Annotated in this window: 13 protein-coding genes and 1 rRNA gene; 8 read left to right on the forward strand and 6 right to left on the reverse strand. The window is 30.6% G+C overall.

Annotation, left to right across the window (positions count from 1 at the left end; all coding sequences use genetic code 11):
* Positions 1 to 85 precede the first annotated feature (85 nt).
* A complete protein-coding gene (locus CLCHR_RS18280; protein ID WP_079441348.1) occupies positions 86 to 988 on the forward strand; it encodes an RluA family pseudouridine synthase in 903 nt (300 codons plus the stop codon).
* Positions 989 to 1,080: 92 nt separating this feature from the next.
* Here CLCHR_RS18280 and CLCHR_RS18285 read toward each other — a convergent pair whose 3' ends face one another.
* A complete protein-coding gene (locus CLCHR_RS18285) occupies positions 1,081 to 1,977 on the reverse strand; it encodes a LysR family transcriptional regulator (protein ID WP_079441349.1) in 897 nt (298 codons plus the stop codon).
* 121 nt (positions 1,978 to 2,098) lie between these two features.
* Here CLCHR_RS18285 and asd point away from each other — a divergent pair, with 121 nt between their 5' ends.
* Positions 2,099 to 3,184, forward strand: a complete 1,086-nt coding sequence (gene asd, locus CLCHR_RS18290; RefSeq protein ID WP_079441350.1) for an aspartate-semialdehyde dehydrogenase — start codon at positions 2,099 to 2,101, stop codon at positions 3,182 to 3,184.
* Positions 3,185 to 3,322: 138 nt separating this feature from the next.
* Here asd and CLCHR_RS18295 read toward each other — a convergent pair whose 3' ends face one another.
* A complete protein-coding gene (locus tag CLCHR_RS18295; RefSeq protein WP_079441351.1) occupies positions 3,323 to 4,561 on the reverse strand; it encodes a D-alanyl-D-alanine carboxypeptidase family protein in 1,239 nt (412 codons plus the stop codon).
* Positions 4,562 to 4,729: 168 nt separating this feature from the next.
* Between CLCHR_RS18295 and CLCHR_RS18300 the strand changes: the two genes are divergently transcribed.
* The 4 genes from CLCHR_RS18300 to rlmD all read left to right on the forward strand — a co-directional run bounded on the left by CLCHR_RS18300 (position 4,730) and on the right by rlmD (position 8,252).
* Complete coding sequence (locus CLCHR_RS18300) at positions 4,730 to 5,419, forward strand: helix-hairpin-helix domain-containing protein (RefSeq protein ID WP_079441352.1); 690 nt, start codon at positions 4,730 to 4,732, stop codon at positions 5,417 to 5,419.
* Between the two features lie 253 nt (positions 5,420 to 5,672).
* Positions 5,673 to 6,365, forward strand: a complete 693-nt coding sequence (locus CLCHR_RS18305; protein ID WP_079441353.1) for a hypothetical protein — start codon at positions 5,673 to 5,675, stop codon at positions 6,363 to 6,365.
* A 19-nt stretch (positions 6,366 to 6,384) separates the two neighbouring features.
* Positions 6,385 to 6,798: an RDD family protein gene (locus CLCHR_RS18310; RefSeq protein ID WP_079441354.1), complete on the forward strand. Its 414-nt coding sequence runs from the start codon at positions 6,385 to 6,387 to the stop codon at positions 6,796 to 6,798.
* 98 nt (positions 6,799 to 6,896) lie between these two features.
* Positions 6,897 to 8,252, forward strand: coding sequence for a 23S rRNA (uracil(1939)-C(5))-methyltransferase RlmD (gene rlmD / locus CLCHR_RS18315; protein WP_079441355.1), 1,356 nt, complete (start codon positions 6,897 to 6,899; stop codon positions 8,250 to 8,252).
* Between the two features lie 171 nt (positions 8,253 to 8,423).
* On the opposite strand, the gene CLCHR_RS18320 is transcribed toward rlmD, so the two are convergent.
* The 3 genes from CLCHR_RS18320 to CLCHR_RS18330 all read right to left on the reverse strand — a co-directional run bounded on the left by CLCHR_RS18320 (position 8,424) and on the right by CLCHR_RS18330 (position 10,649).
* Entirely contained in the window at positions 8,424 to 8,711 is a 288-nt protein-coding gene (locus CLCHR_RS18320) for a Dabb family protein (RefSeq protein WP_079441356.1), read from the reverse strand.
* Positions 8,712 to 8,863: 152 nt separating this feature from the next.
* Complete coding sequence (locus CLCHR_RS18325; RefSeq protein ID WP_079441357.1) at positions 8,864 to 9,661, reverse strand: SDR family oxidoreductase; 798 nt, start codon at positions 9,659 to 9,661, stop codon at positions 8,864 to 8,866.
* Positions 9,662 to 9,734: 73 nt separating this feature from the next.
* On the reverse strand, positions 9,735 to 10,649 hold the full coding sequence (locus tag CLCHR_RS18330) for a helix-turn-helix transcriptional regulator (RefSeq protein WP_079441358.1): 915 nt from the start codon (positions 10,647 to 10,649) through the stop codon (positions 9,735 to 9,737).
* Between the two features lie 196 nt (positions 10,650 to 10,845).
* Here CLCHR_RS18330 and CLCHR_RS18335 point away from each other — a divergent pair, with 196 nt between their 5' ends.
* Positions 10,846 to 11,199, forward strand: a complete 354-nt coding sequence (locus tag CLCHR_RS18335) for a nuclear transport factor 2 family protein (protein WP_079441359.1) — start codon at positions 10,846 to 10,848, stop codon at positions 11,197 to 11,199.
* Between the two features lie 125 nt (positions 11,200 to 11,324).
* On the opposite strand, the gene CLCHR_RS24925 is transcribed toward CLCHR_RS18335, so the two are convergent.
* The gene (locus CLCHR_RS24925; RefSeq protein WP_160361385.1) at positions 11,325 to 11,501 is read right to left on the reverse strand and encodes a hypothetical protein; all 177 of its coding nucleotides are present in this window, start codon (positions 11,499 to 11,501) and stop codon (positions 11,325 to 11,327) included.
* Between the two features lie 657 nt (positions 11,502 to 12,158).
* On the opposite strand from CLCHR_RS24925, the gene CLCHR_RS18340 reads away from it, so the two are divergent.
* Positions 12,159 to 12,287: ribosomal RNA gene (locus CLCHR_RS18340) — 16S ribosomal RNA — on the forward strand; the annotation flags it as partial.

Below are 12,287 nucleotides of genomic sequence, written 5' to 3' on the forward strand. Positions count from 1 at the left end.
GGTAAAATTAGGATACTAAATCAAAGTTTGTGGATAAAATAATTATTTATTCTGAATTTAGTTACATGAGGAGTAGAACAATCAAATGAGTATTTTAGAAAAACAAGTTGATAATATAGAAAAAGGAACTAAGATAAGAGAATATTTAAAAGTAGAGCTAGGACTATCAACCAGATTAATAAGAAGTGCTTCTCTTGATAAAAGGATCTTTGTTAATGGTGAAGTAGTAAAAATGAATAGAGTATTAAATTTAGGAGAAGTTATTAAAATTGATCTGGCTAAAGATGAAAGTCAAGATATAGCACCTGAAAAGATGGATATAGATATTGTTTATGAAGATGAAGATATTCTAGTAGTTAACAAGAAGCCATTTATGGTTGTTCATCCAACTAAAAGTTATCAAAGTGGGACACTTGCAAATGGAGTAATTTATTATTTTATGGAGAGCGGCCAAAATTGCATAGTTAGATTAGTTTCTAGATTAGATATGAATACATCAGGTCTTATTATAATTGCTAAAAATCAATTTTCTCATGGAATGCTATCTAAAGAAATGAGCGAAAATAAGGTAGAAAAAAAATATTTAGCATTAATTCATGGAATTATGAAAGAAAAACAAGGGACAATTGATTTACCAATATATAAGCCTGAAGGAATTGAAAATGGTATTAGGAGAGTTATTGATGAGAGAGGTCAAAGGAGTATAACTCATTATAAAGTTGTTGAGGAATACGATGAATCAAGTTTAGTAGAATGTAAACTTGAGACGGGAAGAACTCACCAAATTAGAGTTCATTTAAGTCATTTAGGGCATCCGATTTATGGAGATACTTTATATGGATATGGTGATGAAGAAGGCGATTTGATTAAAAGGCAGGCACTTCATGCTTATGGATTGGACTTTAAATCTCCTAGAAGTGGAGAAGTACTTTCATTAAGAGCAAATCTTCCAGATGATATGAATGAATTGATAAAGAAACTAAAATAATTAAAAAATAAACAAGTTATTATTAAGTGAGGACAATCTTAATAATAACTGTTTTTTTATGTTTATTATTATCTACCTGTGTATGGATATGATTAGATTGAATAGGTATCCATAAAATCTCGTGATAATTTAAGAAATTCTTTTAGTGCTGGAGAAATCCACTTGTTCTTGTGGTAAAGAACTTGAGAAATTATTTCAAAGTTTGGTCCGATCCAATTTAAAGGAATAAGTTTTTTTGTAGTTATTTCATCTTCTACAGCCACTTTTGGCAGAAGAGTTATGCCTAAACCACTCATTGTAAATTGCTTAATAGCTTGAACACTTCCTGTTTCCAGAGTTATATTCGGTTTTACGTTACAGGTATGTAGAATATTCTCTAACGCAGCTCTGTAACTACAGCCCATTTCTGTTAAAATGAGAGGCTCGGTTTCAATATCTTTTGGAAGTACTTCTTTTTTATTTATAAGAGGATGTCCGGGATAAGCTAAAAGTAACATAGGTTCTGGAACTTCGATTTCGGATATGAATTCCTCTGAATCTATTTTTATGCCTAAGGAAAAGGCTACATCTATAATATTATCATTTAGGAAATGTCTAAATTCAGCGCAGCTTCCAAACTTTAGAGATATTTCAACGCTCGGATAAAGCTTTTTATATTCTTTAAGAATTTCTGGAAGTCTTAATACACATAAAGATTCAGCGGCACCAATAGTCAAAGTTCCGCTTGGAGTTTCCGTGTTGAATACTGTATTTTTTATATCATTTGATAGCTTTAGCATTTGTTTTGCATATGGAAGGAGTTTTTTTCCATCATGCGTTAAAGTAATATTTTTACCTATTCGCTCGAATAGTCTTACTCCAAGTTCACTTTCCAAGAGTTTAATTTGTGTTGTTACACTAGATTGTGCATAGCCTAATATTTCAGCTGCTTTAGTAAAACTTTGAAGTTTGCTTATTGTTAAAAAAGCATTGAGCTGCTTAAAATCCATATAATCATCTCCATCAAAAAATTTGATTATGTTAATAGAAATTATCAATTTTACTAATATATGTATAGATGATATCATATCTATAATAGATAAGCAAAATAATTTTAAGAGGTGATTAATAATGGGGAATAAATTGAAAGTGGGAATAATAGGTGCTACAGGTATGGTTGGTCAAAGGTTTGCGTGTCTCTTAGAAAATCATCCTTGGTTCGAGGTGACAGTATTAGCAGCAAGTAAAAACTCCTCTGGAATGACATATGAGGAGGCTGTAAAAGATAGATGGAAAATGACTACTTCATTACCTGAAAAATATAAAGATATGGTCGTAAAAGATGCTTTTGAGGTAGAAGATATATGTAATAAGGTAGATTTTGTTTTTTGTGCGATTTCTTTGAATAAAAAACAAACAAAGTTACTCGAGGAGGAGTATGCTAAACACGAAACACCAGTTGTTTCTAATAATTCAGCTAATAGAAATGTAGAAGATGTGCCTGTCCTGATTCCAGAAATAAATGGAGCACATGCACAAATTATTGAAAGTCAAAAGAAACGTTTAGGAACTAAAAGAGGTTTTATAGCAGTAAAGCCTAATTGTTCAATTCAAAGTTATGTGCCTCCTGTTAATGCTCTTATGGAATATGAACCACAAACTATTCTTGCTTGTACTTATCAAGCTATATCGGGAGCAGGTAAGACTTTTAATGAATGTCCAGAAATCCTTGATAACGTTATCCCGTTTATTGATGGTGAAGAAGAAAAAAGTGAAAATGAGCCATTAAAAATATGGGGAAAGGTTGAAAACAATAAAATTATAAATGCTCAAAATCCAATTATCACAACACAATGTATACGGGTGCCGGTAACAAATGGACACTTAGCAGCAGTTTTTGTTAACTTTAAAAAGAAACCTTCAAAAGAAGAAATAATAAAGGCATGGGAAAGTTTTAAAGCACCTGAAATTGTTTTAAACCTTCCAAGTGCACCGAAACAATTCTTAAAATACTTCACTGAAGATAATAGACCACAAACTAATTTAGATAGAGATTATGAAAATGGTATGGGAATAACTATGGGAAGACTAAGGGAAGATAAAATATTCGATTATAAATTTGTATGCCTTTCTCATAATACCTTAAGAGGAGCAGCAGGTGGAGGAGTATTGTCAGCAGAATATCTAAAAGCTTGCGGGTATTTAACTGCAAAGTAAAAATATATAAGAAGTGAGTAGATTTCTGAACTGGTATGAGCCTTGAATATCAAGAGGCTCACATAATAAATTTTGGATGTGAAGATTTTAAAAAACCTAGCATAAATTAAAGGAAGCCGATGTTAGGCTTCCTTTAATTTATTTTTTACCATATTTGGCTTTTATAAGCTTTCTCAATCCAAAAAGTCCAGCCAATATGGTGGCGGATGCCCCTATTAAAATAGGAGTGTTATTATTTTGAGATAAAGAGTTAATAGAAATTGGAGACTCATAATGTCTAGAAGTTCCAGCCTTTAAATCAACTGATATATATTCTTTATTGTTAACATAAACTGTTCCTTTTATTATATTATCATCTTTATCAAATGATTGCTTACTCAAGTCTTTATCCTCTAACTCAATTTCAGAAGATATGGAGTTTTCCTTTCCCTTCGGAACTATATAATCAATATTTTTTGAGATTATAAGAGGTATAGTAAGATCATCATTTATTTTATACTCAGAAACTTTATCTCCTTCTTTATAAAGGTGCACAAGTGAATAATTATCAAAACCATAATTAAAAACTGTCTGCATGTCATGAAAGTTTTTGTCTTTATCAAGTGCGTTTAAGAAGGATGCTACAAGAACATGACCATCTTTTTCAGCGGCAGCAACATAAGTGTGGTTAGATTTTGTTGTATAGCCATTTTTACCGCATATGGCAAATGGATAATAATATTTTGAGTTTTTATTAATCATATAATTCTTATTGTTAATTAAAATTGTTTTTTGAGGGTTATTCTTTATGTTTATTGTGTAAGATGGAGTATTAGATATAGTCATGTAATCTTTATTATTTAAAGCTTCTCTCAAAAATAAAGCTAAATCATGAGCTGTTGTTGTATGTTCTGGGTCTGGGAGTCCACTAGGATTTTTAAAGTTAGTATGTAAAGCCCCGAGTTCCTTTGCTTTTGCATTCATAAGTTTAGCAAATTCAGATATATTTCCTGATATATGATCAGCTAGAGCGTTAGCACAATCGTTTCCAGATTCTAAAATAAGACCTAAGAGCAATTCGCGAACAGTTACCACATCGCCTTTTAATAAGCCAATAGCAGTTCCGTCTATTTTTGTGAAGTCTTCTTGAACTGTGACCTCATCATCTAATTTACATTTTTCTAAAGCTATAATTGCAGTCATTACCTTAGTGGTTGACGCAGGCTCTAATACCTTCTCTTCATTTTTTCCAAATAACACTTCACCAGTTGATGCGTCAATGAGGGCACAGCCTTCGGCATTAATTTGAGGTTGAGTAGTTTCGGCTTGTACAGTAGTATAGGTAAAAGAAAATAAAAATAAAAATAATATATTAAATATTTTCAAAAGTCGTTTCATAAAATTCTCCATATTATATTCAAATATTTTTAATTATACTCAAATTACATTGTACCAAAAAAAATATGATTACGCCATATAAAGTTCTATTAAATCCAATGGTGGTCTAAAATTGAATATTATTGGAAATGATAATAAAGAAATATATTATTAAGGAGAGAAAGATTTTTGGTGGAAGAATTTCTTAAAAATAAGAAAAGGATAGGAATATTTGTTATATTAGGAATTATAGTCATTGCGGCTAGTATTATATATATAAAATCGGGCTTTAAAGAATTAAAGAAAAATGATACAGAAAGTATATTTGTAGATGATACAGATACGATTAGTTCATTAGCTAATAAAAATAGTAAAGAAACAAAAGATAATAATGATAAGATGAATAATAAAGAGATAAGTATCCCAATAAAAGACAAAAGCATTGTGATAGAAATTAAAGGGGAAGTAAAAAAACCAGATGTATACATATTAGATGAGAATTCTATAATAAAAGATCTTATAGAAATGGCAGGAGGACTTACTGAAAATGCAGATGTAAGTAATATCAATAGAGCAAAAAAGCTACAAAATCATGAATTAGTTTATATTGCAAATAAAAATGAAAGAGATATAGAAGTCAAAAGTGTAGGTCCAAGTACAGATGTGGCAAATAAAGAAAGTGCTAACCAAAAAGTAAATATAAATAGTGCTACATTAGAGGAGCTTAAAACATTAAATGGTATAGGTGACTCTAAAGCTAAAAGTATAATTGAATACAGAGAGCAAAACGGAAATTTTAAATCAATAGAGGATATAAAAAATGTTACTGGGATAGGAGAAAAAATGTATCAAAGGATAATGGAGCAAATTGAAATATAAAAATGTAGAGTTTATTTATAGATAAATTGGATATGATTGTAATTGCGTGCATGAGTAAAAAAATATATAATAAACATACATGTTGTATTAAAGTAAAAATACAAGACGAATTGGAATAATATTTAGAAAATAAACAAGAAAGTATATTATTGACACATTTTTGTAATACAAAAGTGTTACTATAGTAATAATCATTTATTACATATAAAATTAGACATGGAAACAATATCGATAAAACAAGGGGGAGAACTTGGTGTCTAAAAAGATTATAAGCATATTAATGAGCTTAATAGTTGCGGCTTCATTAATAGGATGTAAAACTGCAGAGGTGAATGTAGAAAAGAAAGCAGAGACAAAGACAGAGGATAAGGTTGATTCAAGTGATGAAAACTTAGAAGGGAAATGGGCTAAGAATTACACATTAGAAGAAACACAAAAACTTTATAAAGAAAAGTTATCAAAGATGGAGAGTATAACCAAAGAATTAGGGGTAAAATATGAAAAGGACGAAAAAATTAAAAAAGAAAAAGAAGAACCTATAAATGATAACTACATATATTTTGATAATAATAAACCTGAAACAAATAAAATCGAAAGCTTGTATTTTGGAATGAAAACATATGGAGAAAAACTCGAAACAGGTGACATAAGTTTACAGGTGAGCTTGAAATTTGATAGGGAAAGTGCTATAAAAAATAATGATTTCGATTTAGGAAAAACATCTGTCAAAAAATATATAGAAGCATTTACAGAACAAGAAGATATAGACTACACAGATATAAATAAACAAATAATTAGTAAATTAAAAGATGGAGAGAGTCAGGTAAAGATAAATAACACAATAGATGGCTTAAAAGAAGAGATTATAGCCACCAAAGATTGTATTATATATAAATTATCTACAAAGAAATACAAATTCGCAGATGGTGAAATGAGTATGAAGTAGATTAAAGGGGGAAACTTTGTTGGAAAATGAAAATATTAAAGAAAACAAAATAAGTAGTGAGGTTGAAGAAACAGAAATGGAAAACTTAAATCCAGGAACTGATGAGACAGCTATAAGTGCTGTGGCAGATGAAAAAACAAATGCTGAATATAGTAACACTCAGAATGAGTTGATTACCGGAGAAAAATCATCTATGAGAAGCATTGTGGCTAGTGCACTTGATCAATTATTAATAGTTGCAGGTTCTGCCTTACTGTTATTATTATGTGATTTAATATTAAAGCTATTTGGTTATATGTTCGTAAGAGAAAATGGAGCATTAATTCTAGCTGGAGGTATAATATACTTCATTATAAATTGCATCTATATTCCTATTATGGAAAGAAGTAAATTAGAAGTTACTATTGCGAAGAGAATATTAAATATAAACTAATTTTATTAGTAAACTATAGAATATAAAATTTTTTTATATTCTATAGTTTTGTTAGGGATGAAATACGTTAAAAATATGAATATATTTAGGAGTAAACGATGAAAAGAGGAAGCGATCTAAGCGTTAAAATAGAACAATTAAAATTTCCGTCAACTGGAATAGGGTATGCAGAAGATAAAACAATATACGTAAAAAATGCTTTCCCAGGTCAAACAGTTACAGGTAGAGTAAAAAAGAAGAAAGAAGATTATGCGGAGTTAAAATTAATAAGTGTAGATGAAAAAGCAGATTATGAAATTGAGACAGTATGTCCACATTTTGGGATTTGTGGAGGATGTTCATCACAAAGCATACCTTACGAGAAGCAATTGGAGTTTTTAAGTGAAGAAGTTAAAGCTTTATTTAAAGAAGCAGATGTTGATATGGGTGAATACTTAGGCATTAAAGGAAGTCCAGAACAGTGGGAATATAGAAATAAGATGGAGTTTACTTTTGGAGATGAAGCTAAAGGTGAACCACTTTCTCTTGGAATGCATATGAGAGGGAAATCTTTTGGAATATTAACTGTTGATGAATGTAAACTTGTTGATGAAGATTACAGAAAGATTATTAAATTAACTGTAGAGTATTTTAGAACAAAAGATCTGCCATACTACAGAATAATGAAAGCAGAGGGATATCTAAGACATTTAGTTATTAGAAAAGCTCAAAATACAGGTGAGATTTTAGTGAATATAGTAACTACAACTCAAGTAGATTTTGACCTAAATGAATATGTAAATTTGTTGAGAGAGCATAGCTATAAAGGAAGATTAGTATCAATATTACATACTGAAAATGATTCGAGATCTGATGCTGTTATTCCTGAAAAAGTTAATGTTCTATTTGGTAAGGATTATATAAGAGAAACATTACTTGGACTTCAATTTAATATATCTCCGTTCTCTTTCTTTCAAACAAATACAAAAGGTGCTGAAAGCCTTTATTCAATTGTTAAAGAATTTATGGGAGATAGTGAAGAAAAGATTGTATTTGACCTTTATTGTGGTACAGGAACAATAGGCCAAATAGTAGCTCCAAATGCAAAGAAAGTTATTGGAATTGAGCTTATAGAAGAAGCGGTTGAAGCAGCAAAAGAAAATGCAAAATTAAATGGATTAAATAACTGCGAATTTATAGCTGGGGATGTGGCTGAAATCATAAAAAGGGTAAAAGATAAGCCGGAGATAATAATCCTTGATCCACCGAGAACAGGGGTGCATCCTAAGGCGTTGGATTACGTGATTAAATTTAACGCGCCTGAAATAATATATGTTTCTTGTAATCCAAAGACATTAGTAGAAGATTTAAAAGTGCTTACAGAGAAGGGATATAAAGTAGTTAAGACCAAGGTGAAGGATATGTTCCCGAATACGCCTCACGTTGAAACTATAGTCAAACTTATTAAGCAATAAAGCCATTTAAAGCATATTTTAATAAAAGATATAGGTATTTTCTAATAATTTGCCACCATTTCGTTTAAGATGGTGGCAAGTTTTTTAATATATTTTTTAAATATATTAATTATGATTTTTAAGAATAAGTAGTATTTTGTTGTACAAGCCTCTAAGTAGCTGTGTTGATATCTATAATTTATAACACACGGATGCTTGTGTATCTAAGACACTTCCAATAAATTGAGCAACTTCTAAGTGTTTAGGATGAGCGAGATATTTATCTAAATCTTCTAGTGTCGAAAACTTTGTAATTAGGATTATATCATAATTACTTCCACCAGGACGAATATTTATTTCTGCTTGAATATCTTTTAGAACTTCTATTTTTCCTCTCATACTTAGAAGAATTTCTTGTGTTTTTTTGATGTTGTCAGTATCTCTATTTCTTAATTTTAATAATAAATTATTTATAATCATATTGTTTTGCCTCCTATAATATTTAATGTAGTTTGTGCAATTTCTTGGCCATTGATTAAAAGAACAATTTTATTTTTATCAAATTTCCTATAAACAGTATGAACTCTATTTCCAAAATTATTTAAAAATAATTATATAGATATACTTTATTGCTATATAGTTCTAATTATCCCGCCATCAATAATATGCTCACTACCGGTAATGTAGGAAGCTCTGTCTGATACAAGAAAAGCAACAAGTTCAGCGATTTCTTCAGGTTTTGCCGGACGACCAAGTGGTATGCCACCAAGGTTATCCATTAATTCTTGACGTGCGCTATTATAGTCAATTCCAGAATTTTGAGCCATTCTTTCAATAAGACGCTCAGCAGCCTTTGTTTCTGTAAAGCCTGGGGCAACTGTATTTATGCGTATTCCGTCCACACCAAACTGCGTAGCTAGATTTTTGCTATAATTTGTTAGAGCTGCTTTAGCAGCGGAGTACGACATAGTCATTATACCAGGAAGCTTTCGCTGAATAGATGATATGTGAATTATTACACCTTTCTGCTGTTTAATCATAGATGGGAGAAAACCACGATCTAAACGTACAGCTGAAAAAAGATTTTGGTTAAAGGCTTGCAACCAGTCGTCATCACTTAAGCTTAATGCACCAGCAGTTGAGGATGAAGAACCACCTACATTATTTATTAAAATATCCAAGCCTCCAAGTTTTTCAAGAGTTCCTTTAATAATTTTTTCAGTACCCTCTGGTGTGCTAACATTTGCTTGGATGAAGTCTATAGAATCTGGTAAATCATTGGGCATAGTTCGTGCAGTTGTTATTATTGTCGCACCTGCATTAAGCAAACGATCAACAATTGATCTACCTATGCCTTTAGTTCCGCCTGTCACAAGTACTCGTTTACCATCTAGTTCTTTGTTAATATCAGGTGATAAAGTATTTTCCATAATTAAAAATACCTCCTTTAAAATAATTTGTTTTATTTATTCAGTATAATTAAGAAAACTTGACGACATCACGTCAAGTTTTGGAATGATATTTATTTGCCATGCTCTCTAGACGACTAGTAATTTCTTTGCGTACACTTTTAGGCTCTATAACTTCAAGAGTTGTACCAAAGGAAAAGAGGTAGTTATAGAGCCATTCACCCTCTGGAAGTGAAATAATTATAGTGTATGAGCCATCTTTATTTTGTGTAATATTTTCTTCTGTGAAATCATCATAAACACGGTAAGCCCCGTCATAGGATATTTTTAGTTTAAGTTGAATTTGATTTGTAGATACTTTTGATACTGATTCAAGTGTAAACTCTTGTGAATCTTGATGATTGCAAGGTTCTTCTGTAATAGATATGTTTATCATTCGAGTTATTTTAAAAGTTCTGCATGCCATTCTATGAAGACAATATCCTTTTAAATACCAAGATTTATCTTTAAATAGCAACTTAAAGGGTTCAACACGGCGTTCACTTTTTTTACCAGTGACACTAAAATAAGAAAAAATGATTACTTTTTGTTCAAGTATTGAGTTTTTGATAATTGAGAAAACTTCCTTTCGATTTTTATCACTTCCCCAGTTAGAGAAATCTACTTCGATCCAGTTAATAATGCTTTTTTGAAAAATTCTACTTAATTTAGATAATACATCGTCAAGTTCTGGGTACCCTGCTACTGATAAACTTTGTAAAGCAAGCAGAATTTTATTTTGTTCGAGTTCCGAAATTAATGATTTATCAAGAACAAACTTATCTACTAGTGCAATACCACCACCTTTTCCCTGAGTTGAATAAATAGGAATTCCAGCTTGACACAGAGCGTCAATATCCCTATAAATTGTTCTTACAGATACCTCAAAGTGCTCTGCTAATTCTCTAGCTGTTATGGATTTTTTTTCGAGTAATATGTATATAATTTGAAATAATCTACTAACTTGCATGATTTCACCTCATATAAAAAATACAACATATAACTTGACAACGTTACGTCATATTATGTAGTTTTATTTTATTATTATACGCATAGATTATTCTTATTTTGATTCAGCTATTATAACTTGACGTGATGTGGTCAGGTTATACTTGTTATAGTTAGAAAGATTCATTATATAAAATAAAATTATAAAGGAGAGACACATGAATATAAAATTACAAAAACCAATTGAAACTTATTTCAATACATCAAATAACCCAGATCCAAAGAAATTTATCTCAATTTTTGCTGAAGATGCAATTGTAATTGATGAAGGTCAAGAATATCTTGGATTAGATAAGATCCAAGAATGGAGTACACACCACCATTTTGCTGCTAAACTTGAATTAGAAGTTATAAATGTTATTGAAAAAAATCTCATAACTGTTGTTACAGCTAAAGTGGATGGCGATTTTGATAAAACTGGACTTCCAGACCCTCTATTATTAGATTTTCATTTCACTATATTGAAAGGAATGGTAGCTGAATTAGAAATATTATTTCCTAAAAACATATAAATTAAAGGAAAACAATACGAGGAAATAGAGAATTGTATGTATGATTTTATTAAAGCTAATTCTGAAAAATGCATTAAATTCGGTCTATGTGTGAAATATGTAGAGGAACATTGGTAACGAGTGATTCAGGTCCCAAAGTGGCTAAGGCTCTTTGCCTTAGACGCTATTGTTTCTATTGTCTTTTGTATTTCTGTTGAAGTAGTATTCATTTCCATTGTAGTGGCTACTGTTTCTTCCATACCTGCTGAAATTTCTTCTGTAGCAGCAGATACATATTGCATTTGCAGCGATAATTTCAACATGTTATCATCAGTATTTTTTTTAGCATATTTTATAAATGTAGAAATTCATATTAATGGAGGGGGAGGAATTGGCTCAGAAGTATTAATTTTTTGGAAGTTAGAAGTAGATAATTAATATGCTTCTAAAGTATTCATCTCATTATCTTTTAAATGTGGATTATTAAGAAAGTCAGAAATATTATCAATAAGGCTAACTATATAATGTAGATGAAAGAAAATGTATTTAAGTAAGTATGATTACAAAGATAAGAGTGATTTAACAGGACAACTGCTGCTAGTGTATCAATATGAGGAAAAGTTAGAATAGTGGAGAATTATAGCGATATAATAAGAATAAATCCATATTATAGCGAGAAAACAAACAATACGAATATAGTGGAGATGATAAGATAAAACACGTCGCTGAAAGAAACAAGCAAAACAAGTTAAGACTGAAAGAATAACTGAAAATGAAGTTCAAAAAGTTTTTTAAAAAGTTGTTGACAAGTTTTGAATGCGATGCTATACTGAGTAAGCTGTCAGAAACGACAGCAAACAACAAAAGATTACAACAATAGTTGTGAGAAAGAAAAATTGGTCTTTGAAAATTGAACAGAATATATAAATACATTTAAGTAAACCAGCAATTCTTTATTTGAGTAAGCTAAGATTAAACTTTTTATTGAGAGTTTGATCCTGGCTCAGGACGAACGCTGGCGGCGTGCTTAACACATGCAAGTCGAGCGATGAAGTTCCTTCGGGAACGGATTAGCGGCGGACGGGTGAGTAACACGTGGGTAACCTGCC

This window comes from Clostridium chromiireducens (genome assembly GCF_002029255.1).
Lineage (GTDB): Bacteria > Bacillota > Clostridia > Clostridiales > Clostridiaceae > Clostridium > Clostridium chromiireducens.

Bases quoted from the DNA above. Each gene is read 5' to 3' on its own strand.
- CLCHR_RS18325 (WP_079441357.1), bottom strand. From the start codon at position 9,661: ATGGAAAATACTTTATCACCTGATATTAACAAAGAACTAGATGGTAAA.
- CLCHR_RS18285 (WP_079441349.1), bottom strand. From the start codon at position 1,977: ATGGATTTTAAGCAGCTCAATGCTTTTTTAACAATAAGCAAACTTCAA.
- CLCHR_RS18280 (WP_079441348.1), top strand. From the start codon at position 86: ATGAGTATTTTAGAAAAACAAGTTGATAATATAGAAAAAGGAACTAAG.
- rlmD (WP_079441355.1), top strand. From the start codon at position 6,897: ATGAAAAGAGGAAGCGATCTAAGCGTTAAAATAGAACAATTAAAATTT.
- CLCHR_RS18320 (WP_079441356.1), bottom strand. From the start codon at position 8,711: ATGATTATAAATAATTTATTATTAAAATTAAGAAATAGAGATACTGAC.
- CLCHR_RS18330 (WP_079441358.1), bottom strand. From the start codon at position 10,649: ATGCAAGTTAGTAGATTATTTCAAATTATATACATATTACTCGAAAAA.
- asd (WP_079441350.1), top strand. From the start codon at position 2,099: ATGGGGAATAAATTGAAAGTGGGAATAATAGGTGCTACAGGTATGGTT.
- CLCHR_RS18335 (WP_079441359.1), top strand. From the start codon at position 10,846: ATGAATATAAAATTACAAAAACCAATTGAAACTTATTTCAATACATCA.
- CLCHR_RS24925 (WP_160361385.1), bottom strand. From the start codon at position 11,501: ATGTTGAAATTATCGCTGCAAATGCAATATGTATCTGCTGCTACAGAA.
- CLCHR_RS18295 (WP_079441351.1), bottom strand. From the start codon at position 4,561: ATGAAACGACTTTTGAAAATATTTAATATATTATTTTTATTTTTATTT.